We start from the raw sequence: 24,654 nt of genomic DNA on the forward strand, positions 1-24,654 counted from the left end.
TTCAGCGCTATCACCTCTACTGTCCTACCAGCGCTTTCATAGCAGACGGCCAGATTATTTAGGCTGGTGGTGTAATCCTCTGCCCAGCGCGCAGGCTGCTCAGCATAAAGCACTTTTCGAATAGCCAGTGACTCCTCTTGCAGCGCTATCGCCTCTACTGTCCTACCAGCGCTTTCATAAAGATAAGCCAGATTATTTAGGCTTCGGGTGTAATTCTCTGCCCAGCGCGCTGGCTGCTCAGCATAAAGCGCTTTTAGAATAGCCAGCGACTCCTCTTTCAGCGCTATCACCTCTACTGTCCTATCAACGCTGTGATAAGAGGAAGCCAGATTATTTAGGCTTTGGGTGTAATCTTCTGCCCAGCGCGCTGGCTGCTCAGCATAAAGCGCTTTTCGAATAGCCAGTGACTCCTCTTGCAGCGTTATTGTCTCTACTGTCCTGTCAACGCTTTTATAAAGATAAGCCAGATTATTTAGGCTTCGGGTGTAATTCTCTGCCCAGCGCGCTGGCTGCTCAGCATAAAGCGCTTTTAGAATAGCCAGTGACTCCTCTTGCAGCCTTATCGCCTCTACTGTCCTATTAACGCCGTTATAAGAAGTAGACAGATTATTTAGGCTGGTGGTGTAATCCTCTGCCCAGCGCGCTGGCTGCTCAGCATAAAGCGCTTTTCGAATGCCCAGTGACTCCTCTTGCAGCGTTATCGCCTCTACTGTCCTGCCAACGCTGTAATAAGAAGTAGACAGATTATTTAGGCTGCAGGTGTAACCCTCTGCCCAGCGCGCTGGCTGCTCAGCATAAAGTGCTTTTAGAATACCCAATGACTCCTCTTCCAGCGTTATCGCCTCTACTGTCCTACCAGCGCTTTCATAGCAGACGGCCAGATTATTTAGGCTGCTGGTGTAATCCTCTGCCCAGCGCGCTGGCTGCTCAGCATAAAGCGCTTTTCGAATACCCAGTGACTCCTCTTGCAGCGTTATCGTCTCTACTGTCCTGCTAACGCTGTCATAAGAATAAGCAAGATTATTTAGGCTGAATGTGTAGTCCCTTGCCCACATGTCCCGGTTATACCTAAATGCCATTGCCAGTAGCGCCACATTAGCGCTCTGGGTGTATAACTTGTGCTCAAAAGCTTCTGCCGCTAGTAAGTTTTTAACATCTTCGGCTTCAAACCTAGCGTTCATCTCTTTGTGGGTAAAATCGAAAAACTCATCCTGCGCGTTAGGATGCGTTTCTTGCTGCACCAATACTGCGAGCGAGAAATTCAGTTGTTGACGCAAAAACACATTAAATAAGCCATGACGGTAGTGATGTCGATTAGGTTGTAGGCGTCTTAATATTTCAAACACCTCTTCCAATATTTCAACGTGCTCGTCTTTAAGTGAGCAACCTGCTTCTTGTTGCAAAAATGCTTTTAAAGCTTTGAGAGAGGGGTACTCAGCTGTATCTACTGTGGTTAGCTTCTCGATAAGGTGAGCAACAAGGGCACTGTCAAATGGAGCGCCAATTAATGCGGATAGCTGTAAACTGAAAACGGCAGCATCCCCGTAAGGAGTGTCGCCCTCGCTAAAGTAATCGTGAATAATAAGCAGACGTTCTTCCATTACTGCATAAGATGATAACGTGAAGTAGCTTTGGTCATTCTCTTGTGCGCTTGAGTGAGTAAAGGCATGCTGATGCGTGTCATGAAGTAACGAAAAAACGTTTTCAATGATTGCATTAACCTGCGCTGCCGATAACGCGCTTAACCGGAAAACCCCTTTACTTACTTGAGTGAATAATGGGGTGATGGTGATATTATCTTCGGCCTTACGTTGATAAAAGCGAAAGTCTGAAATCAAATTCAAGGCTTCAATGGCGAATAGTGTGACCACTTGCGTTTCGGCTGTAATCTCTTGCTCTGTTAACACGGTAATGATTTTTTCAGCGATTAAAGAGGATGTCTGTTCGTCGCTAATAGCGTATGTTTGTTCAATTAACGCTTCCAGCGTCCTCTTATCCATTCCTTCAATGATAATTTGCGCTTTTATTTTAATGCTATCAGGAATGAGGTTAACACTATCGGTCGTTTGCGCTTCTGTTACCGAGGTATTCAATTTAATAGCATCAAATAACGCTAGCTGATATGGCGAATGCTGTTGATTTTTCAATGCTAATTTATAGCTGGTGTTACTGTCAGAGTGGCGAGCTGTAAAGATTACCTCTGTTGAAAAATGGGTTGCTAGTTGTGTAAGAATAAACTCTGAAGACAGCTCGTCAATCCATTGCAAATCATCAACAAATAAAAGTATGGGGCTTTTTTCGGCTTCAGCGTCTATAAATTTTGATACGCTTTTGAGTTCTTTTATCGCTAGGAAAAGGGAACCAAACTGCTCTTGCTTTGCATTTTTGCTGTTTTCGTTGTTAAGCGCATCAACACTTTGAATTTGATGCTGATTGATTGTTGCCGCATTCCAAGCCGATGCAGCGCCGTCATGCACCGAACCAAAACCTGACAAATCAGAGATGAATTTAACTGCCTTTTTGATGCCTTTAATGGCTGCAATACGATTGTTTTTTAACGCCTCATATTGATCTTTATAGGTACCTGTTGCGTCATTAAGCTGCCCAAACTGAGCTTTAGCTTTTTCCCATTCAATGCGTTTATCTTTTATCTTGCGCTCAAAAAAGCCTAATTGTGTTTTATATTCTTCAGTGAGCCTCACTAACTCCAATTGGATCGAATGCTGTAATGAAGCCAGTCCAGTGATCTCTGACGAGTGGCCCGTTTGATTTAAGAGTGTTAATCGCACCTGACTGCTCGCTAGTGCATCTGAATGCATAAATAGCGTGTCTAAATGTTTTTTAACAAGTGCGGTTTTGCCCGTTCCTGGCTCCCCCTTCACTAACGTCCACTGGCTTGTGACTAGTTGTGATCCGTTAAGATGGCAACCCTTAATGAAGGCCTCATGCTCTGTTCGTAGTTGATGCAGCTCTAAAGACCGGCCGACAAATGTTTTTGCTCGAATTGCGGGAACAGGAATGCTAGAGCCAGGCTTTTCTAACATGCCATATCGCTGCACCATATGGCGTAAGCGCGTTAATTTTTGCTTAGTCTCATTATCAGGTAACGCATCAAACGGCTGTTTTTCTGTATAATTAAACAGTACAGACACTCCTGAATGCGTAACAGCCGGTTTATCGTCATCAGATTTAATCACTCCTTGTTTTGCATCTTTAGCATACGAAAAATATAACGATAGCAAAGCTAAAGAAGCCACATCCAGATTGAATGGATCGTTGATAACTATTAATTTAGGTGCACCGTCACCTAACGTTATTAGCAATTTAAGAAGAAATTGCATTGCCTGATGAGGTGTGTGCTCCTCGCTCAAATGTGTTGCAATTGCTTTTATTTCTGCTTGTGCACTGTCACTAAGGTAGAGTTTACGGCCAAGCTCATGTTTATCATTTGCCTTATCAGCCCCTTTAATTGCTACACTTTCAACTTGATCTGCAACCATACCTGTCGATTTATCAATGGCCCCCTTAACGCTTGTATCAACAAGGGAGCTGTCACTTAAACTGTCCTTTAGCCAAGAAATTGTTTCTTTAAATAAATCAGACGCTTTAGTATTTGTGACATCTCCAAGCACATCTCCTATTCCCTGTGAGGCAAAAAATATTGAAAGCTTTAATGCACTGTCTATGACCAACTTATTTCTTAACTCGTCACCGATTAGATGGTAAATCGCACTAAAAATCTGGGAGTTTTTGCCAGCTTCAGCATTGATGGTAATGATGTTTGTTGTGTCGTCATGAGATAATTCAGCATCATAGACATTATGGTAAGTAGCTGCCTCTGAGAACTCTGGCTTGTCTTGTTTGAGCTGTAGGATATGTTTTTTTTGAACTTCTATTAGCAGGGGGGTATTCACTGAATCTTGCAAATCACTGATGTAGTCATCATGTAGCGTGGTCATATATATCCTTGCTTTAGGGAGGCGCTGACTTTATTAATGAACAGAACAACCCGACAGTTACAAAATGATACAGGCTGCTGATATTATTGGGTTTATTTATATATCATATTTATCAAAGTATCACTTTATAAAAGGTGAAATCAGAGCCTTATCTCATTAAATTAACTTATTTGGTATATAGAAAAGTCATAGATTCCACTTTTTACAACGAATATTTTTAGAAAGGGTGTGTCTACACTGAAAACGCGTCCTATTTTTCAGTAGATAAACATTCATGGGCAGGTGCGAGCTTGAGTGCGAGGCTTAAGATAAACTGATTGACCGTAATTCCAGTTTTACTATGCTAAGGATGATATTGTCATTGATTTAGGTGATATGTTTTTTTCACCAATAGATAAATGTGAGGCTATTCTCAAAAGGCTTAGAGGAACAATTATTCATCTTGCTGGTAATCACTCCAAAGTACTGCGAAATCAGCTATGGAATAATCAATGTCACGACCATTTTGAGTTTTCTTTCGATGGGAATTTGGTAGTCCTAAACCATTATCCCATGAGAGTCTGGAATCGCTCGCACTACTCTAATTCATTTCACTTTTTTGGACATTGCCATGGCAATTTAGAGCCGTACAAAAATAGCCTTGACGTGGGTTGGGATGTACACCAGAGGCTTCTAACTCTTCAAGACGTGATTGAGTTAGCCAAAAAGGCTACTCTAGAAGATAAGTATGCTTTTTATATTAACACTGAGGATTAAGGAGCAAATTTTAGCTACAGAGTAAAACCCTGAAGAGTTAATACACAATTAGTAAGCCTCGCTTACTCGTTGCCAACACGTTTTGGGGCATAAGTGAGTCAGCGCAGACTCGCTGACTCGAAAATGGCCCATTGCAAGTCAGCGGTAACAACGAGGCTATTTAGAAAGAATCAATATAGTCTAACTTTCTGTAATCTTTTTTACGGCTTTGCTTGCCGCTCAAAAGACTGATTATCTATACAGGTATAACTGAATTGCTCCAAATTGAGATAATTTGGGGATCAAAGGATGCGAAAAATGAATTTTCTACGCATCGATAATTTTGTAACTATCGAGGAAATGCGTATATATCAAGGCACTGAAAAATGTTAAAAAGTGTTGTACAGACCTCGTAAACAAAGACGCATTCTTTCTCAGGCTATATTTGAAACATCACTAAAGTATTTGAAAAACATATTCTATTTACAACAATGACTTAGCGATGGTATCTTTTCCACATGATTTGAGCAGCCTGGAACGTTATCGTGTTGCTATTGAACAAGCTGTTATATGCATAAGGAGTATTAGTTGAAACTTGCCATATTATTGATGTTTTCGTTTGTACATTTTTCTAGTTTAGCTAGCGATTCGATAGCTGAAAAAATCTGTAACGCTTATGAGAAAGATGAAGATAAAAGCAAATGTTTTAGTGAGTTGGAAGAAGCCCCTCGATATATTTCTTTTGAATTTGGCGGCTCTGCCTGCCCAGATATAAAATACTGGGAAAAGCTGATCGATGAAGTAAGTACTGATGTTACGCCTGATATGAAGGAATTTGATAAACACTGTTTCTCTCTTAGAAAAGGGAATGTTGTTTATGGTTTTTTAAATAAAGTGTATTACAACGGTAGTGAATTGGTTCAAGTTAAATCTAGCGATGGTACTTTGTTATGGTTAGAGACTGCGGGAGTTAAAGACGTAGTATTTAGCCAAACTGAAAAACCAAAACATTGGTTGACTGTTCTAAGAAATCAAGACGGTAAAATAATAAATGCTACTACCCAACGATAAAATGCATATAACTAATAAGGATAGGTCGCGCGCAGCCGCGTACTTACCCCAAGTGTTGAACAAGCCCGAGTGTATCTTTATATAGTAAATATCGGCGTAAGAACTTACGCTTTTTAGGTGTGTTGAGTTGTAGTGACGCACTAATTTGGACCACTCAACTAGAGGGTTTTCAACACTTAAAGTAATCCTTTAAGTGCTAATTTAGCAGGAGCGCTATCTCATTTGTGTCCAGATACGTGTCAGTCGAATGTTGCTGACACGTTCATGCCCCAAAATGATTTCACTGGTAGAAGTTGTTAGTAGCGCAATTAAAGCATTAGCCTTATAAAGGCTAATGCGGAACGCAAGATATAAGAACTGCGTTAACATTGCACTTTATGCAATGATGACAGTACTTTATTTCACTCAGGCGGAGAAACTGTGAATCAGTTCTTCGTTGTTCTAACTCATTGTTGATAGGCTGGTTTACTGTTAGTCTTGAGTGATAAAAGTACTGGCGACCTGTTCTTATTAAGACCGTTATTATTCGGAGTTTAGCCTAATATACTGTTGAACTAAGCCGCTGCGCGGAGCCCCAAAGCCAATCATTTGAACCACACTTACCTCAGTGGATTTTTCCACTATCAAGGAGGTAAGTCATGTTAGTACAAACCCAATTATTCCATGATGAAATAACACTTAGACGTTACTCTGAGCGCACCCGCAAAGCGTATCTGTACGCCATCACTAAACTGGCTGAGCATTATCATCAGTCGGTTGAAACCGTTACCGACACTCAGTTGAGCGATTATTTCCGCTATTTAAACCTTGAAAAACAACTATCAAGAGCCTCTATTCAGCTCCAATTAAATGGTATTCATTTTTACTTTGAACACATTTTAAAACGTCAATTTAAGATTGACGTGTGTTTACCTCGACCTAGCCAAAAATTGCCGCAAGTGCTCAGTCAAGAAGAGATAGGCCAATTACTACAACATTGACCCAATCAGAAATATCACACCATGATAGCGCTGTGCTATGGCTGTGGATTACGTGTCGGTGAGCTGGTAAACATTAAAGTCAGTGATATTGATGGTCAGCGCCAGTTACTCAAAGTGTGTCAGGGAAAAGGCGCTAAAGACCGTTTGGTCATCATTTCGCCGTCATTGCTTAATCTACTGCGCCATTATTGGCAAAGCTATCACCCACAAGACTGGTTATTTGGAGTGAAATACCACGATAACATGTACCCCATACACCCATCGAGCCTGCGTAAAGTCATTAAAAAATCAGCTGCACTTGCGGGTATTACGAAGCCCTGTAGTCCTCACAGCTTACGTCATGCCTATGCAACACATCAATTGACTGCGGGCATGTTACTGAATCAACTCCAACATCAATTGGGGCACAAAAGCATTTAAACCACAGAGCGATATCTGCACTGGTCACCAGAGCTTGGGCATCAAGGGGGCGATTTACTGGCGGGTGTAGGGTGATGATATGGCGCATTATCACTTGAGTGACATACTGCAAACTCATTACGGTCAATACCAGCAACATCATCGACTGAGTCAGCAGAAGCGTTTGGTGTGTCAGCATATTTTGGCTTGTCGCACAGCAGCGCTCGGTCAACAGCAGTGGCAATGTAATCAATGTGACTATCAACAAAACGTGTTTTGCTCATGTCGAGACAGACATTGTCCACGCTGCCAAGGTAAACAAACCCAAGCATGGGTAGAGAAACAGCAACAGCATGTACTACATTGTCGCTATTATCATTGGGTGTTTACTTTGCCCCATGAGCTCAACAGGCTCACTCATACTGATGAACAAGCAAAGCAAGTTTACAGTGCGTTGTTCGAAGCTGTTTGGCAGACTTTAAGTCGATTTGGCATGACCCGTAAACACTTACAAGGGCAATTAGGTTGCACCGCCGTACTGCATACTTGGGGGCAAACCTTAACCCAGCATATTCACTTGCACTGCTTAATTCCTGGTGGGGTGTTAACCAAGCAAGGTGAGTGGCGCGGAGTGAAATCAGACTATTTATTTCCTGTAAAGGCGGTATCAACCGTGTTTAAAGCTAAGATGTTAGCGGCTCTTCGTCTGCGTGACATCAACATCCCTGATACTAATAACCTCATGGAAAAGGCGTGGTGTGTATACAGTAAGGCCTGTTTGTATAAAGCGGAAACGGTAGTCGCTTATCTCGGGCGTTACACCCGTAAAGGTATGCTGCATGAGTCACGGTTAAAGCAGGTTACCGCTAATGCCATTGATATAAGCTACGTTGATTATCGCGATAATCAACGCAAAATCATGCAACTGACACCCGATGAGTTCATCCGGCGTTACCTGCTGCATGTGTTACCCAAAGGCGTGATGCGAATAAGGCATTTTGGCTTTTTGGCTAATAGTTGTCGGCGTAAAAAGTTAAGCCAAATTCGACAACAAATACCCACCAAAGCCCATAAAGACATCAAGATTACTGAGTCGTTAGGGCATTGGTGTTGCCCGCAATGTGCCAATGGACGATTAATTTTTATGGGGCTGGTACCACTACTGACCATGTTATCGCGTAAGGCTAAGTTGAGGTTGTCAGGTTAATCAGAAAAAGTCGGGGCTATGAGTGATAAAATCAGGCTTAGCTAACATTGAGTTAGGTGGGGCAACCACACACATCCTCAAGCGGCCAAATCAGAAGATAGGACAATGAAAGAGCGATGATAAAAGATGGATAACAGCAAAACCTACCTTAAAAGGTGTAATCAGAACAAGCAATTAGTCGAAAGGCTGTACAAGATACCACTACCGCCCAAAAGCAAATTCCTATAGCATAAACTATACCGATTAATATGGATGTGGCATCGGCCAAGTCCAACAAGCGATTTATGCCTTGCAAACAACGCAACGCATAAATACTAAAACGTTATATTTAAAGGATGATTAATGCCCGAACTGGAAGCATGTACAACATGGGAGTGTGTTAATAGCTTTGCCGCTTGGTTCGCTGCTATTGCTACTATTATAATTTCTTCATTAGCACTTTGGCTGTCCGTTAAAGATAGGATGGTTAGGCTCGAGGCAACTTTTTGGAATTCTTTAGTTGCCTATAACAATCCAACAATTCCTGATACATGGTTCTATGCGCTAACATGTGTGAATTTAGGTTATCGACCAGTGACTATTACAAATTATCACTGGAAGTTATTTCAATTCCCATTTACTAAAAAAACTAAAATAGTGACAAATGGACATAAATTCATTGAAGCAGCTCAATTAAGTACAAAATTACCGGCGGATCTAGCAGATGGTAAACAAGCTGTATTTTATCTTCCTTCTACATTTTTTGAGCAATTAGATCGTAGTGATGAATTTATATTTTGTCGCTCTAATAAGCTTTTAGCTTTTTGGCGAATATATACATTTAATGTGTACGTCGACACAAGTGTGAGTAAGGTAATAAAGGCAAAGATGTCATTAAAGATGCGTCGTAACATTTGGTCAAAATATTTGAATATCACAAGTCGTTAAAGCAGGATAAATAAAAGTTGGCTTTTAACGAAGCGTTGGTCTATTAGGAAACTGGAGAGTTATGTATTCAGGTGAGAATAAAAGGAAGCAGTCTCGGAGAAGACGCAAAAAGATGGCTAAGGTACAGCAACGAAAACATAATAGAGGCTTTCGGCTGGAAAAGTTTCACCGAACTACCATTTATAAGCACCTTATTAGCAATGCCAATAGCGTAAAGATACTGGAGCATCTAGGTTCTGGCTTTGAGCGAGAATTATTTTTAGCGTCTCTGAATAATTTGAGTGATAAAGGAAATCCTCTTCGGTTTAATAATTTTGCCTATTGTATGCGAGAGATTATCACTCTAATACTGGCCAAATATTCTTCCGATGAAGATATCTTAAACTGCTGCTGGTATAAAAATGAAACAAACAAGGACGATGGAGTTACGAGAGCCCAGCGAGCTAAGTACGCAATACAGGGTGGGTTTAGTAACGAAATGGTTTTTGAGATACTTCAGCTTGATGAAGAGGAAGAAAAGGATTTTATAAAAGATACGCTTAAACAATTTACAAAGCTGTTTAGAGAGCTCAATGAGCATACGCATCTTCGAGAAAAGAGGTTTAATATCGGAGATATCTTATGCGAGTCTCTTGCATTTCAGGTACTAAGTGTGATGGATAGTATCTTGACACTCATCGAAGACTTGAGAGAGCAAGTTAAATCGTATGTAGAGGGTGAAATTGATGATGCCCTAATATCTGAATTCGTTAGTTCAACATTTAACGAACTGGATATTTTGTCTACACATACCTTCGTTGATTATTCGGAACTAGATAGCTATCACGTTGACTCCATTTGTAGCAAGCATGTCGTAATCAAAGGATATGGAACAGTTTATTGTGACTTACAATGGGGATCTGGATCTGACATGAGGAACGGCAATGGTGCTACCATGAGTGACAGTTTTCCATATGATTTCACTATCCACTCCAAGCTAACACATTTAAAGAAATTGGAGCTTGGGGATGAAGGCATTATCGTTGATACAGACTCATGGTATGAATGACTTAATCGGGTAGGCGGAGGTATCTAGCCTCCAGCCCCCCCACACCACCGTGCATGCGGCTCCGCACAGGGCGGTTCATTTAGAATACCTAACTCACTTTTGGGTTAGGATAATGAACAGTGATCCATCCTTCTCTTAGTGAATATAATCCTGATTTCTTCAAATATTCATTACTCAGCGCTTGCTGTATCCCTAGTGTTTTCGAACTTCGCCATGGACCTTTACTTGTTATTCCACAAGCTAACCGAATAAAGCTATGTAATCATGTCTTTACCTCAGCAGGAAAAACCACTAAGTTGTGTCCCCTATTTTTAGGAGCGCAGTATCACTACCGTATGTCAGACCTATGGAGCTATAGATAGCCCTGCTGACTACTGGTTTCACAGACTGCGTAACCGCGTGTTCTCTACCAGCATTCTCGTTTAAGCAAAATTTCGCTCACTAACAGGTAATGGGGCATAAATGAGTTATCTACCCTAACCCGTTTCTGGAAAAAGGCTTAGAGTCTTGAGTCGAGTTAACCTGTGTTGGATTATAATGGTCGCTACATTGACCTGTATCCGATAAACAGATGATGCATTTCACTCTATTTCAAGGGGTTTAATTTAGGTTTGAATGTTTCGATTCTCTGTGTTTTCAGTATTCCTAGGGCTTTAGAAATACTGTATTGGACTTTACTGACGACACTTAATCAAACTTATATTTCTGTGAAACCCAACGATGTCACCATAAAACAAAACATTGTTATTTTGAGGATATTCCATGCTGTTCTTGGGAGTATAGGTTTATTGATATAGCGAAATAAGTAAGCCACGGTTACCGCAATAAGCCCAGATACAGGTGAAAAGAAAAAACTTAACTCTGTTATACCTATGGTAAAGACTAAAAACACATACAGGAATTGCAGGTAGTGAAAACGACTCTTGTGCTGACGGATTTTTATAGGGTCTAGATAAACATCGTCTAAATTTAGCATATTACATCCTTGTAATGACTGACTAATTAAAGCTTAGTCGATAATAATGATAGTGACTATTCTATTTAGTTTTTTCTCGATGTATTAAAGACTTTAATGCAACTGATGGACCGCTTTAGACTTACTCACGTTTCATAGTATTTGAACAATTTTAATATCGCTTTTATCCATTCACTTGGCGCTATTACTCCCCTCTATAACTTAATGCTCATGGCACCGATTGACTGATAGTCATTAAGTAATAGCAATAATCATTCACAAAATACTACACATTACAAATATAAAGCATGGTTATTTATCACAATATTCTTACCCATATTCGTACTGGTATTGTCGAATTTGAGTCTTATACATCTGAGAAATACGGTATTTATAATCTATTCGATGAAATTAATTTACTTCCTCTAGTTCGTGTTTATGACCAGCGGAGCATAGAGCGTGGTTAACCTTTTGTACTTTGTCATCCTCAAAGCGCTTTACTTGTTTGTACTGTGTAGGTATTTCTTGAAAAAAATAGCAATTAGTTAGACGGAATTAACAAGCATCTTCTCTAGGGTAAAAGTGTTCTAACATCACATTCCAGCACTTCGGCCAATTGGTATGCTTTTTCAAGGGTGATGTTAACTTCTCCACGCTCAATTCTTCCAGCATAGCTTCGATCCACTTCTGCTAAAAGTGCCAATTTATCCTGAGATATTCCTAACTCTTTACGTTTAGTTCGTAAATTTAATCCAAATTGAACAGCTAAGTCTTTCATTTTTCATCTCGTTAAAAATAAAGACTATCTAAAGTTGCGGCTTATAAAGCCACGGATTATAATCCGCAATCTGTTTATAAATGTTTTACTATTCATTTGGACTAGTCATTAACCCCTTGAGATAAAGTTATGTCGAATGTTTCAATCACAATATGCACCACGTTGCATACTATTCTTCAGGATGAGAGCTTTAATAATTTCAAAGTTGTTCAGTTACGCGATAAATTTTTAGCTGCTTCGGCTAATAACCTAAGTATTCGCGAAGCTTATAAGTTTATTTATAGGCAAATTAGCAGACTTGTTAAAAGTGGCGCCTTAATAAGAATTGAAAGTAAAAAATCAAACATAGCTATTTACCAGAAAACAGATCGATTCCATCAATTAGACTTTGTTAAAAAAGAAGTTAATACAAGAACTCAATCGAAAGGGAAACAAGTACTCAAAGTCGAAAATGACGCTATTAATCAATTAAAAGAACGTCTTAAACAAACAGAAGTAGACTTGTTTACAAGTATTGGTGAGTCTGAAGAGTATATGAGTCTATATCTATCCTTTCCTGAGATGAAAGGGCACTTAGAATCACAGTACATGCTTGCTCGTGAAAAGAGTTCCAAATTGTTAGGTCAAATTAAAGCTATCAATTCCGTACTAGCACACCAACAGAAGTAATTTTAGTGAAATTAAGACAATGGCAATCAGAGTGCGTCAATCGTGCTCTAGAGCACTTTAGTGCAAAACATAAACACTTCCTTTGTTTGGCTACTCCAGGGGCTGGTAAGACGATTATGGCTTCAGAAGTCGCTGCTCAGCTACTTGAGCAAGGCCTTATCGATTTCGTACTTTGCTTTTCACCTTCGATTAATATATCGCAGGGTATTCAGCATACTTTCTCTAAACGGCTGGAATGCCGTTTCGATGGTGTCATAGGTGCAGTCGGTTGCTCCTATACGTATCAAAGCATGCTGTCTTTCAAAGAAGACTTCTGGCAACTGTTAAAACAATATCGGGTACTGGTTATATTTGACGAGATCCATCATTGCTCTGGCAGTTCTCTTGAAGATGCTAACGCCTGGGGGGAAGAGATCTTATTGAATATTCAAAACCAAGCCGAATATACTTTAGCCCTAACTGGCACTCCATGGCGCTCAGATCAAGCACCGATAGCTTTATCTCGTTATACAGACCCAGACAATCAAATACAGTGTGATTATATTTATGGTTTAAAGGACGCGGTTGCCAACGGCGTATGCCGAAACCCAAAAATAGTTCTAATCGATAATGAAAGAATCTCGGTTACTGACGAAGAAAATGAAACTAAAACGTTTAATAGTCTAGATGCTCTATTCAAAGGTTCATTAGTTACTTATCAGTCGATCATAAAAAATGAAATTGCCATTCGGCATGCCTTAACTCTTGCGACTAACAAGCTCGACGACATAAGACTGCACAACCCTAATGCAGCTGGACTTGTCGTTGCATCATCGATAGAGCATGCCGCATACATTCTGAATATGCTCAGAAATGAATATGCTCAAACGACTGAAATAGTTACCTACAAAGAAGAGCAACCCTCACTTAAAATCAATGAATTCAGGAATAGTAGTATTAACTGGATTGTCAGTGTTGGCATGATTAGCGAAGGTACTGATATTCCACGTCTACAGGTGTGTTGTCACCTTAGCAGAGTCAAAACTGAACTCTATTTTAGGCAAGTACTCGGTAGGGTTTTACGAGTAAATAAGGCTATCAATCAGGAGGCTTGGTTATTTACTTTTGCAGCACCAAAGCTTGTAGAGTTTGCAAATCGCATCGCTGAAGAGATACCTAATTTTCCCGTTATATTCAGAGAATCCGAAACTGCAACAATCTGCGTAGAGCTGAGTGAAAGTGAAATAAAAAGAACGAGTACCCAACACCAAAATGAATACAACATTAGTTTTAGTACACCAGCTTTAAATGAATCGGACTTTCCCTTATTAGCACCGCCAAAGAATCAAAACCACATTTGGGCAAACTCGCCATCATTTGAAATTTTAGGTGGCTTTAGAGAGAGGGTTGTATCGACTTTTAATTCGCCATTTTGATGCATAGCCCTTATTTATGGTGTCACCATTTTAATGGCTGCTTGTGTTAATTTTTAAGCATGGCAGAGTTTTACGTTTGAGGCCAAGAAAACTAGGTCGCTAACAAACTATTGGACAAAAATGCGATAGAGTTAAAGCACTGGAAAGACTATTGGCATTAGTGAAATTATTGCAATCGGATAACGCCAAAAGCAGCGATGCGAAGCATCCGCTGCCTTTTCTTATTAGCTGTTGCTTGCAAGGACTAAATTATCTATATGTACAAATATCCTGCTAATTCCGCCACTTATAGGGGTTGAAAGCGTAACTTCTACCATGTCATCAACTACGTTAAGGTTTGTTGCGAGAATAAGCGTATCTCCAACCATAATATATGCGGATTTGTCGTCTAGGCTATTCACTGCATTTCTAAATGTGCTCATTTTACTCTCCTTAGTTATTACACTTTCCAAGTGCGACTTTACATGCTTCTCTTTTCTCTGTGTCAACAGATGCAGTCACCATACAAGAGTCATAGGTGGTTAAACATGCTTCGGCCTTAGCTTGTAGAAAAGCAACTGCAACATTGGCGAGAGCTTTATTGTCTAATTTCACCGCAGCCTTAACTGCTTCAGCCTTCGCCTTTTCAGCCTGCGCCTTCACTTTATCTGTAGTGATCATTGCTGTAATTTGCTCGACGATTTCATCTTGACCAAGTTTAAATTCATCATCATCGATCCAGCCATTAGCTCTAGCCTTACAATTGCTTGAGATAAATTCTCTAGCCAACAACACGATTTGAGTTCGCCCTGCTAGCTCAAGTGCGGTCGTTGAAGCATCTGAACTACCTTTTAGACCCAATGCATTAGACACGCTCCCCGACGCACTATCATCACCAGTAGTTGCAGAAGTTTCTACTGACTGTGTGTTTGACGCGTCTAGGGCCAACTTTAAAGCGTTAGACATAGCAATATCGGGCACCGGCTCAGAACACACAATATAGTCCGCATTTTTTTTTCGGATATCTATTGTTCGAAGATTCGCAGGGATAGAATACATATCACCCATATCCCCAATAGCTTCTGAAGATATTTTTTGTGGTTTTTGAGGTGATAGTACTGAACAGCCAGATAGAACTATGATGCCTACCAGAACGATTACTTTTTTCATTTAACTTCTCCATAAGTTGAAATGCCCTTATAAAACGAACCACTCAGTGATAAAAGAGCCAATATCACTTTTCGTCAAATCTAAGCTGCATTCGACAGCTAACGTATTAGTATTTATGCTTTGCGCTGTTTGGGGCATAAATCGCTTATTGGACTTGGCCGATGCTTAGTCCAAAATAATTTTGTATGCTTTATGCAATAGGATTTTCTTTTTTTTCGGCCGCAGAAAGATCCTTTGGCGTGCTATCAGCTCTTTGTAGAGCTACCTGTGCTAACTTGGCAGCCAGGTCTTCTGCTTTTGTTGCCGTGAAAAATGGTAATATTGCGCCAAGAGCTCCGACGGTTGAATCAACTCCTGTATTGTCTTCGGGATTAACACTAACTTTTGACAACAACCCTTTTTCATTGAAGTTAAGTTTAAAGCTTCCTTTCGCAAACTCTGCCGGGTCGAAATTTACATAATAGTACTCGCCTGAAGCAATATATTCGTAACTTTAATCAACTTGTTTTTTACGACATAAGTCAGGCCAATCAGCTCCAGTTATCTCTTCGTCTGAGGTAGTTGTTATCACTTTAACAAATTGTGGCTTAGGGACAGGAACTCCTTTCATTTCATTTTCGTTAGTATCATATGTATGCAGTGTTGTTGAACAACCTGAAATCACTCAAGCTATTATCAATAATAAAGGCATATTTTTCATATTAATTTCCCTAAGAATTAAGATAAAAACTCTTGACGATATATTGTTAGGTGATCATAGATTCTACCCACCTGCCCTGAAGTAAATTCATCCATCCACTGATCGTCTACATAGTTCATATAATTATGAATAGGAGCATCGTTAGTCTCACTAGAACATGCATTGTGCCTTTCTCCTCTCTCTGGTTTTCCATAGTTTGGGGCTTGGTGAGCTGAAGTATCGCCAACATGATCGCCATATGCATCACACCCACCTTGGAATGTATGCCATAAACCTAACCAGTGACCTACTTCATGAACCGCAGTCTTTCCTAGATTGAAATTCGTTGCATTGCCACCAGGTAATGTTTCAGCTAGCATCACAACTCCATCTCTTTCTGGATCACCATCGAGCTCCCAAGGAAAAGTTGCCCAGCCTAATAAGCCCTCAGATAATCCTGCAGTATAAAAATTTAATATGTTGCGGGGATTACTATGTAGTGCTCGTTTAGCATCCCTTTCAGCCCAGCTTCCGTGATCCATTCTGTACCATTCAGCATTGTCAATATTTACGACTGATGATGGGTCATAAGTAAAAGTTAAGCCGAATGATGAATACGCTTCATTTAATACTTCAATTTGCTGGATTCTTTGGGACTCACTGATCTCCCCTAACTCTCCATCCTTAATATGAATAAATTTTACTGGAATTATCGCACCAGATCCTCGGTTCCCTGAACTTCTTACTCTCGCAATTTTATTATCATTTCTCCTAATTTGATAATGATTCGGTGTCGTTGTAGCACAGCCTCTACCCTGCATTACAAACTCTTCTATTGAACCAAAATCTTTATTGTTTATTTTATAACTCATGTGATTCCATCCTTTTGTCTTATAAAGTTTAGAAATTGATAAGGTTGTAGTATTTATTTTTTGCGCTGTTTGCAGAGCATAAGTCGCTTGTTGGATTAGGCTTTAGAACCCAATTTCTTATATTGGCCATCACCTGTTCTTTCACAGCAATATATAGAATTTGATGTTGCATTTTTACTTAAATCAAATTTATATTAGCGATTTATTTTTGTTCTTATTGAACCTTGAGGTTCACGGTTTGTTATAAACAACATAAAGATTTCCTTATCGATTACATTAATATTTAACTATGTACCCCGAAGACGTTATTTCACTTGTCACGACAACAATATTTCCATTCGTTGCAGTGGTATAAAACTCTTTGTTAGATTTGCTTAGTTCAATAACAGACTTGTGAAGATTCTTGTCATAATGTCCAGTGATGACATCATGTTCGTCCGCATCATTAAGATTTGTTGCTCGCTTTATTACGGACTGTCTTGGGTGCCCATAGTTATTACTTATACTTGAGCTACCGATGATGATTTTTGGCTTTAAGGCATTCATCCAGGCTGTAGAATTAGATGTCGTACTACTACCATGATGACCAAGCTTATATAAATCGACGTTAAGCCAGTCATTGTCATAACGAGCAAGCACGGTGTTCTCGCCAGAAAAAGTCGCATCTCCAGTGATGATGGCTTCGAAATCATTAAATCTGACCATTACCATTATAGAGTTAGCATTAGTCTTCCAGGTTGGTTTAGAGGCCTTGGGCGGTGTCTTTGCAGCAAGTATATGAACCTCTGCATCGCCGCAATCTATGAGCTTATTAGGTTGTGTCTCATCATCATAATAGTCTGAAGTGGGTTTAATGAAGTTTGCACCTAACTGACTAAACCAATGACTAAACTCAGAGCCACTGCTATTAATACTATCTGCATCATAATCAGCTACCTCACCGACATAAAATACGTTCTCTATAGGTATATCGCCAATAATGTCATCAGAGAGCACATAGTGGTCTTTGTCTGGATGAGTAATAATGAAGCTTTGAAGAGTGAAGTTGTTATTTAGCGAAGACTTAAATGCAGCCTGTATATCTATGATAGTTTTTGATTTAGGAAGACGACTCGTGCCCATATCAATCAGTACATTATTGTTATTAGGGCAATTAATTAGTGTGGCATCTCCTTGCCCAACATCTAAAAACGTTAAGGTTAATTCAGCACTAGTGTTTGATTGTAGATTTGTCCATGCTTTCGATACGAACCCTTCTTGGCCATCTGCTAATTTTACATTGTAGTAATATGGTACAGCATTAAGGAGTATTGCTTCTTCAGCAGGAAAAAGGCGACCTAATATGGATGAGTTACTAGATGGTTCAGCTCTTAGCACCACACTACTTTTTACTCTATCTGAAGGCACTATCACGCCTTTTGAGTGACCTGGATAACTAATCAGCAGGAGTATAATTAGCAGGTATTTCATTCATCATTCCGTGATGGCATTCCTTGTTATTTATACAACCCTACATCGCGCCTTTTACAATATCAAGGAATTATGTGTACAGTTATTGAGCTATCAAAGTTCAACAACTCTTTAAAACACTTGAAAAACAGATAGTTAATTTTAAATTGGTACACCCCCGATTGTTGCATTTTTGTAAAATCAATCGTTATACTTATAAAAAGTAAGTGTTTTGAAGGTGACTTTATGATGTACTGAATCAGAATATTTGCAGACTAGATAATATTGGCATGTCGATGACAGCGTATTGAACGCGAGACAACCCCTTCTAAGGTAAAAGATTCGTTTGTCGTGATTAAAGCGGATTCGTGCTCAGGATTGGCAGATATTAGAAGCTTGATCTTTATATCAATGATTTTACAAATAAACTCACCTTTATAGCTGCCGACAATGACATCGAGATTGCGAACCACTAAATACCTATCCACCACTAAAATATCACCATCAAAAATGCCGATGTCTTGCATGGATTCGCCTTTGGCTTGACCAATGAATGTTGCACTTGGATGTTCAATCAATAAATCATCAAGACTGAGCGGCAATTACTTGTATTCCGCCGCTGGACTCTCAAAACCAGTAATACCAGCACTTGCATAGATAGGGATAATATTCATAAAAAACCAACACTGTGTATTTATACAGTATTTTATATCCTTCTACTATTTATGCAACGTTTTAAGTTTACCGTCTTGTGAATATTGTTGAATTAGCTCTTTACGCAATACCAGAATTTTCTTGTCGGCATGTATGCCAATGCGGTTATGGGACATTATCACTATTTCCACATCATCTAATAAATTGCCATGAGCATCATGAATACCGGATAGAACGAGGGTTTCTTCTTTTTGGCGGGTTAAATACAGCATCAAACATTCCTTGTTTTTAAAATGGTGTCTAAGTGTAGAACATATATAGTCATTTAATGGTGAGTGTAATTCAATCAAAAAATCGAGGAGAGATTACCTATTATTTAGTAGGGTTAGAATGGAGTGGATAAGACTCAGTGCCAATTAAGATTTAAAAATATTAAAATTACCGATTTTTGTAAAGAATAATGAGTGGTAATTTATTCAATTTTTAGTCTCCAAGGCCTTAAGCTTACAAAAGCTAGTATTTTCGTAAAGAAAACTTAGAAACAAAGAGATTGAAAGCCAATATATAAGGGGGTATGTTCATTCAGCCACTAATTTGAGTACAAATTTTGGTAAATATAACGAGAGTTTAAGGATAAAATAGATTAGCCTATATTAAAGATACTTTTAACCATGAAAAGCCTTTGTATTAGCAGCTACTCCCAGTAGTGATCAGAGGCGTTTAGCTCTTATTAGCAAATCCTTCCTGTGAAAAGAAATAAGCCTATCTTCAATAAAACTTGACCCAATATAAAACTTCATGTGTAAATTAGTTATTGTTTATTTAGCCAGAAATTAACTTAAGTTGTAATTTTTCAAACTAAATACCAGCTTAAAACGGCATAAACTAAAAACTGAGGTTAACTAATGACACTTCACAACCGATCAATAAGCAAGCTACCACTAAGCAACCTGCCAACTATTGGGTCTTTATTAATTTTAGTACTTTCCCCTATGTCAGCTATCAGTGATGAACAGGAGAAAACGGTTGTTCAACTTTGTTCAACTTGCCACAAGGTAAGTAACCTTGAACGAAGTTCTGGTTATAGCAAACAGGATTGGCATTCTCTTATTAGTTACATGGTCAATCTTGATGCTTCAAGCACAAAATCAAATCAAATTAGTGAATATCTCGCAGAAAAATACCCTATCAATGATAAACGTGCATCAAAGGTCATTGAAGGCGATATGAAGCTGCAGTTTAAATATTGGCAGGTGCCTACATTGGGTCAAAGAGCACGAGATCCTATTCAAGGCAAAGATGGAATTATATGGTGGGTAGGACAATGGGGTAATATTCTTGGTCGACTTGATCCAATAAGTGGCAAAATGAAAGAGTATACGCTACCAGATGGTACCTACCCCCACAGTGTCTCGTTAGATAAAAATCTCAGACCATGGTTTTTAGGTAACAAGAATGGAACGATTGGTTATTTAGATCTGAACACTGAAACATTTAAAGTGTTTAATATGCCAGATAAAAAAGCGCGAGATCCTCACACTGGTGTGTTCGATAACAAGGGTTTATTTTGGTTTACATTACAACACAGCAATATGATAGGTAAGTTAGATCCAAGCACTGGTGATATTCAATTAGCTTCTTTACCCACGCCAAACTCTCGTCCCTATGGGATTAAGCTCGACTCAAATGGAACACCTTGGGTGTCATGCAATGGTTCTAACTGTCTCATTAAAGTTAATAAACAAACAATGGCATTAGATGAAATAACACTGCCAGGAAAGTACACTCATACACGGCGTCTCGCCATTACACCTGATGACATGGTCTATTATGTCAATTCTGGCATGGGTAAATTAGGCAAATACAATCCAAAAACAGCTGAAATTTCTGAGTGGAATACTCCAAGTGGAAGAGATAGTCATCCTTATGCAATCGAATATGCTGACGGCGCGATCTGGTTTAATGAATCAGCTAAAAGACCAGAAACCTTAGTCAGATTTGATTTACAGACTCAGACAATGCAGAGCTGGCAAATTCCAAGTAAAGAAGGCGTTTATTCAGGTCTTATTAGACACATGAGAATGGGTAATAACGGTTTAATCATTCATCAAACGGCTACCAATCAACTAGCTGAAATAACATGGTCAAAATAACAGGTGAGAGTTGGCAGTTTTTAACAACTAAAGTTAATTTTCAAAATTAATAACTTACAAGTAAAAATTAGACACAAAAAAAACCGCATTAAGCGGTTTTTTTATGGCGTCTTGATTAATGTTCTTAAAACATTGAAACGAAGAATGCACTAAAACAAATTACGATTACTACTGAGGTGCCAAGAGCCATTTTTAATTCTGTTGTCATTATCTTGTCTCCAAATGAATATGATTTAATTTTAGCGAGTCTCTGTTATTTTCCCACCTTTAAGCCACAATTATGTGAACTCAAACCATAAAATATTCTAATTAAAATCAATTTTTTAACTGCAATAAAAATTTGCTATGCTAACAAAAATTTCTTATCGATAACGAGAGTGTACCTTATGTCACAACTACTCCATACAATGATCCGTGTCGGAAATCTTGAGCGCAGCATTGAGTTTTATACCAAAGTCATGGGCATGAAACTATTAAGACAATCAGAAAACGCTGAATATAAATATACCCTTGCATTCGTTGGTTTTGGCGAAGAGTCAACAGGCCAAGCAGTGATTGAATTAACCTACAACTGGGGAACTGACAACTACGATTTAGGTACCGGATTCGGTCATTTAGCGATCGGTGAAGCAGATATCTATCAGCGCTGTGAGGCCATTGCCGCGGCTGGCGGTAAAATAACCCGCGCACCAGGTCCTGTTGCTGGCGGTTCTACCGAAATAGCATTCGTTGAAGATCCTGATGGTTATAAAATCGAACTAATACAGAAGAAAGCCATGAGCGAAGGATTAGGCTAAAAATTAATTTCTATCTTTAACAGCCAATAAAAAAGCCAGCAAATGCTGGCTTTTTTTGTTTTTAAAGTTCGTTTAGAACTTCATTGAGATACCTGCGTATATTTGACGACCGATAGTGTCATAAACTTCAGGAACTGTACCTGCGTCATTTTCACTTGGGATCATCAATGGCTCTTCATCAGTTAGGTTTTTAACACCGATATTTGCAGAAATTGTATCGTTAAAGAAGTAAGTTCCTGAAATATTGTGATAAAGAATCGAATCAATCGCTTCGTCAGTATTAATGTCGTTCATTTCACCGATATAACGGTTTGAATACATAATACTCCAATCGCCGCGCTTCGCAGAGATACTGAAATTATTTTTGTATTTAGCATAACCACCGAACATGCCACCAATAGTACCAGTATAATCAACACCATCTTGCTCAAACTCAATTAGATGAGTTAAGTCATTGTTAATTCTCCAGTCTACACCACCTAACTCAAATGCATACGCTAAGTTAAAATCGATACCACTAGTATCTTGATAACCGACGTTAGTTAAAGGGTTAGTTAGGTCAGATAAGTCACCACCTGGGCCAATATTAAATTGTTCACAAGATCCTGTATCACCAGCAAAACAACTATCTAAACCAGCTTGAACATCTAAACGCGCAATTGCGTTGTCAATTTTGAATCTCCACCAATCTAAAGTCAGCGATAACCCATCAACATAACTAGGTGAATAAACTAAACCAGCAGTATATGATTCTGATGTCTCAGCATCTAAGTTTTCATCAGATACGTAGTTAACTAAGATCTGATCATCAAGCTCTTTGCCCCAAGGGTCAGTTAGATAATCGTAAGAGCCTGAGTTACCGCCATAAAGTTCACTTACACTTGGTGCACGGAAACCCGTTGCAGCAACAGTTCGTAACATTAAGTCACTGGTTGCTTCATAAGTTAAACCAACCTTCCAAGTAGCAGCGTCACCAAAGGTTGAGTAATTATCATAACGTAATGCAAATTCACCTGTTAACTTTTCAGTAAACGGTACGCTAAGTTCCTGATAAACCGAAATAACATCAAAGCTTCCGTCAGTAGGGTCTTGTTGTGCCGCAGTACCTTCACCTGCAACAATCACAGGATCTGGGTTGTAGTAACCACTTTCATGACGGTACTCTGCACCAATGGCAAATGCCACAGCACCTGCATCTAAATCGAACGCTTCACCGCTAATAACACCTGCTAGAACATGTTGCTCATTACCACCAGAAGTCGTTTCTTTGTAGCTAACAGCATCAATCATTTCTTGGGTCATTGGGTTGCCACCAAACCATGCATCTTGATCTGCATAGATTGATTTTTCCATGTTCCCTTGGTGAATTGAGTTGTGTACCCAAGTGTCTGCAGAGTTGTTACCGTAGGTGTAAGAGGCATCCCAATCTAGCCCGTTACCCGCATCAAGATAACCTGTTAAACCCGCAGAAATACGGAATGTATCAGTTTCTTGTTCATAAATACGGTTACCAACATCGTTCATACGTTTACGGTAATTAATTTGTCCGTCATCGTTAGCTACAATTCCACCAGCGATCATTTCACTATCAAGAGTGACACAATTTTCAGTTACATCAGCATCACAAACATCTAAGTCCATCACTGCTGGCTGAGCTGCCATCATCTGGTGAGATTTACGTTTTGTGTAAAGCACATCAGCATTAAAAATTAAATCATCATTAATTTCTTGAGTACCGTTAAAGAAGAAGCTATAACGCTTATTTGGCGTTTGTAGCCAACTATCTTGAGTAAAGTCATAGCCTTCAGGTTGTGCTATCCACTCTCCGTTCTCAATATTCTTCACTTCTTGAACGATATTGCCATCTTCACCGATAACAGGATTGCCGTTTTCATCCAGCTTATTACCTAAAATGCCACCCTGAGGTGTAGTAGAGCTAGCGCCTTTTGCAACCCAATCACGGTCACCTTGCATAACACCTTGTCTCTCAGAATAAGCTAGACCAAAAGAAAAGTTACCTTTGTCAGTATTAAAGCCATATAGAGCACTTAGCTCGATATTTTCGCCATCGCCTTTGTCAGTTGCACCACCAGTTACATCAAACTGGAAGCCTTCAAAATCTTTCTTGGTAATGATGTTTACAACACCTGCAATTGCATCAGAACCATATACCGCTGATGCACCATCTTTAAGAATTTCAACACGTGCGATCATCGCTACTGGAATGGTATTCAAATCCACTGCGCTATCAGCACCAGAACCTGAATTAACCATACGACGACCGTTTAATAAAACAAGTGTTCTACTTGAACCCATACCACGAAGGTCTACTTGAGCAACACCGTCAGATCCGTTGTTAGTTGTTGAACCAACCGCCATACCAGCCATTGCAGGTTGAGATTGTAGAATCTCATCTACAGAAGTATAGCCTTCTGCTTTAATAGAACTTGCATCAATCACGGTGACTGGAGAAGCCGTTTCCATGTCTTGACGTTGAATACGGGAGCCTGTCACTGCAATTCTTTCTACATTTGCAGATTCCTCTTCAGCATAAGCGCTTACTGAAACAGCTGAAGCAGCAGAAACTGAGGCTAATAACGCCACATTTATGCTGTTTGATAGTTTTGATCTTTTAATCATTTGTTGCTCCCTGGTGATATCTTTTCTTATTCTGTTTACGCAAATAAATAAGTATTTAAATTTGCGTTGGACTAGATACTGAATAACCAGAGATATTTCGTCAAACCACTAACTTGTA

Annotated in this window: 20 protein-coding genes and 2 pseudogenes; 10 read left to right on the forward strand and 12 right to left on the reverse strand. The window is 39.4% G+C overall.

Features of this window, described 5'->3' with window-relative positions:
- The coding region (locus L2735_RS08700; protein WP_248984324.1) for a tetratricopeptide repeat protein at positions 1-3,959 on the reverse strand (3,959 nt) is incomplete at its 3' end.
- Between the two features lie 1,323 nt (positions 3,960-5,282).
- Here L2735_RS08700 and L2735_RS08705 point away from each other — a divergent pair.
- From L2735_RS08705 to L2735_RS08730, 6 genes are all read left to right on the forward strand, one after another.
- Positions 5,283-5,765: a hypothetical protein gene (locus tag L2735_RS08705; RefSeq protein WP_248984325.1), complete on the forward strand. Its 483-nt coding sequence runs from the start codon at positions 5,283-5,285 to the stop codon at positions 5,763-5,765.
- Between the two features lie 638 nt (positions 5,766-6,403).
- The gene (locus L2735_RS08710; RefSeq protein ID WP_248984326.1) at positions 6,404-6,745 is read left to right on the forward strand and encodes a phage integrase N-terminal SAM-like domain-containing protein; all 342 of its coding nucleotides are present in this window, start codon (positions 6,404-6,406) and stop codon (positions 6,743-6,745) included.
- A 21-nt stretch (positions 6,746-6,766) separates the two neighbouring features.
- Positions 6,767-7,165, forward strand: coding sequence for a tyrosine-type recombinase/integrase (locus L2735_RS08715; protein ID WP_248984327.1), 399 nt, complete (start codon positions 6,767-6,769; stop codon positions 7,163-7,165).
- 79 nt (positions 7,166-7,244) lie between these two features.
- Entirely contained in the window at positions 7,245-8,351 is a 1,107-nt protein-coding gene (locus tag L2735_RS08720) for an IS91 family transposase (RefSeq protein ID WP_248984328.1), read from the forward strand.
- A 342-nt stretch (positions 8,352-8,693) separates the two neighbouring features.
- Positions 8,694-9,278 (forward strand): hypothetical protein, encoded by a 585-nt coding sequence (locus tag L2735_RS08725; RefSeq protein ID WP_248984329.1) that lies wholly within the window; start codon positions 8,694-8,696, stop codon positions 9,276-9,278.
- A gap of 112 nt (positions 9,279-9,390) precedes the next feature.
- Complete coding sequence (locus L2735_RS08730) at positions 9,391-10,326, forward strand: pPIWI-associating nuclease domain-containing protein (RefSeq protein WP_248984330.1); 936 nt, start codon at positions 9,391-9,393, stop codon at positions 10,324-10,326.
- Between the two features lie 88 nt (positions 10,327-10,414).
- Here the strand turns inward: L2735_RS08730 and L2735_RS20000 are convergent.
- The 3 genes and pseudogenes from L2735_RS20000 to L2735_RS08740 form a co-directional block, all read right to left on the reverse strand.
- A pseudogene (locus tag L2735_RS20000) lies at positions 10,415-10,570 on the reverse strand (group II intron reverse transcriptase/maturase); the annotation flags it as partial.
- A 453-nt stretch (positions 10,571-11,023) separates the two neighbouring features.
- Positions 11,024-11,302 carry a hypothetical protein gene (locus L2735_RS08735; RefSeq protein ID WP_248984331.1) on the reverse strand — a complete coding sequence of 93 codons (279 nt, stop codon included), beginning with the start codon at positions 11,300-11,302 and terminating at the stop codon, positions 11,024-11,026.
- A 550-nt stretch (positions 11,303-11,852) separates the two neighbouring features.
- On the reverse strand, positions 11,853-12,059 hold the full coding sequence (locus tag L2735_RS08740) for a helix-turn-helix domain-containing protein (protein WP_248984332.1): 207 nt from the start codon (positions 12,057-12,059) through the stop codon (positions 11,853-11,855).
- Positions 12,060-12,188: 129 nt separating this feature from the next.
- On the opposite strand from L2735_RS08740, the gene L2735_RS08745 reads away from it, so the two are divergent.
- Together L2735_RS08745 and L2735_RS08750 are read left to right on the forward strand one after the other, a co-directional pair.
- A complete protein-coding gene (locus tag L2735_RS08745; protein WP_248984333.1) occupies positions 12,189-12,728 on the forward strand; it encodes a response regulator in 540 nt (179 codons plus the stop codon).
- Positions 12,729-12,733: 5 nt separating this feature from the next.
- Complete coding sequence (locus L2735_RS08750) at positions 12,734-14,143, forward strand: DEAD/DEAH box helicase (RefSeq protein ID WP_248984334.1); 1,410 nt, start codon at positions 12,734-12,736, stop codon at positions 14,141-14,143.
- Positions 14,144-14,367: 224 nt separating this feature from the next.
- Here the strand turns inward: L2735_RS08750 and L2735_RS08755 are convergent, their stop codons facing one another.
- The 7 genes and pseudogenes from L2735_RS08755 to L2735_RS08785 all read right to left on the reverse strand — a co-directional run bounded on the left by L2735_RS08755 (position 14,368) and on the right by L2735_RS08785 (position 19,218).
- Complete coding sequence (locus tag L2735_RS08755) at positions 14,368-14,565, reverse strand: hypothetical protein (RefSeq protein ID WP_248984335.1); 198 nt, start codon at positions 14,563-14,565, stop codon at positions 14,368-14,370.
- 10 nt (positions 14,566-14,575) lie between these two features.
- The gene (locus L2735_RS08760; protein WP_248984336.1) at positions 14,576-15,292 is read right to left on the reverse strand and encodes a hypothetical protein; all 717 of its coding nucleotides are present in this window, start codon (positions 15,290-15,292) and stop codon (positions 14,576-14,578) included.
- A 190-nt stretch (positions 15,293-15,482) separates the two neighbouring features.
- The gene (locus L2735_RS08765) at positions 15,483-15,683 is read right to left on the reverse strand and encodes a hypothetical protein (protein ID WP_248984337.1); all 201 of its coding nucleotides are present in this window, start codon (positions 15,681-15,683) and stop codon (positions 15,483-15,485) included.
- Between the two features lie 326 nt (positions 15,684-16,009).
- Positions 16,010-16,843, reverse strand: a complete 834-nt coding sequence (locus L2735_RS08770; protein ID WP_248984338.1) for a zinc metalloprotease — start codon at positions 16,841-16,843, stop codon at positions 16,010-16,012.
- Positions 16,844-17,119: 276 nt separating this feature from the next.
- Positions 17,120-18,313 (reverse strand): SH3 domain-containing protein, encoded by a 1,194-nt coding sequence (locus L2735_RS08775; protein ID WP_248984339.1) that lies wholly within the window; start codon positions 18,311-18,313, stop codon positions 17,120-17,122.
- A gap of 254 nt (positions 18,314-18,567) precedes the next feature.
- A pseudogene (locus tag L2735_RS08780) lies at positions 18,568-18,966 on the reverse strand (S24 family peptidase).
- 45 nt (positions 18,967-19,011) lie between these two features.
- Positions 19,012-19,218, reverse strand: coding sequence for a carbon storage regulator (locus L2735_RS08785; RefSeq protein WP_248984340.1), 207 nt, complete (start codon positions 19,216-19,218; stop codon positions 19,012-19,014).
- Between the two features lie 720 nt (positions 19,219-19,938).
- Here L2735_RS08785 and L2735_RS08790 point away from each other — a divergent pair.
- Together L2735_RS08790 and gloA are read left to right on the forward strand one after the other, a co-directional pair.
- The gene (locus tag L2735_RS08790) at positions 19,939-21,099 is read left to right on the forward strand and encodes a Vgb family protein (RefSeq protein WP_248984341.1); all 1,161 of its coding nucleotides are present in this window, start codon (positions 19,939-19,941) and stop codon (positions 21,097-21,099) included.
- A gap of 386 nt (positions 21,100-21,485) precedes the next feature.
- Complete coding sequence (gene gloA, locus L2735_RS08795; RefSeq protein ID WP_248984342.1) at positions 21,486-21,896, forward strand: lactoylglutathione lyase; 411 nt, start codon at positions 21,486-21,488, stop codon at positions 21,894-21,896.
- Positions 21,897-21,968: 72 nt separating this feature from the next.
- On the opposite strand, the gene L2735_RS08800 is transcribed toward gloA, so the two are convergent.
- Positions 21,969-24,536, reverse strand: coding sequence for a TonB-dependent receptor plug domain-containing protein (locus tag L2735_RS08800; protein WP_248984343.1), 2,568 nt, complete (start codon positions 24,534-24,536; stop codon positions 21,969-21,971).
- Positions 24,537-24,654: the final 118 nt, after the last annotated feature.

The organism is Shewanella olleyana, from assembly GCF_023283825.1.
GTDB classification, from domain to species: Bacteria; Pseudomonadota; Gammaproteobacteria; order Enterobacterales; family Shewanellaceae; genus Shewanella; species Shewanella olleyana.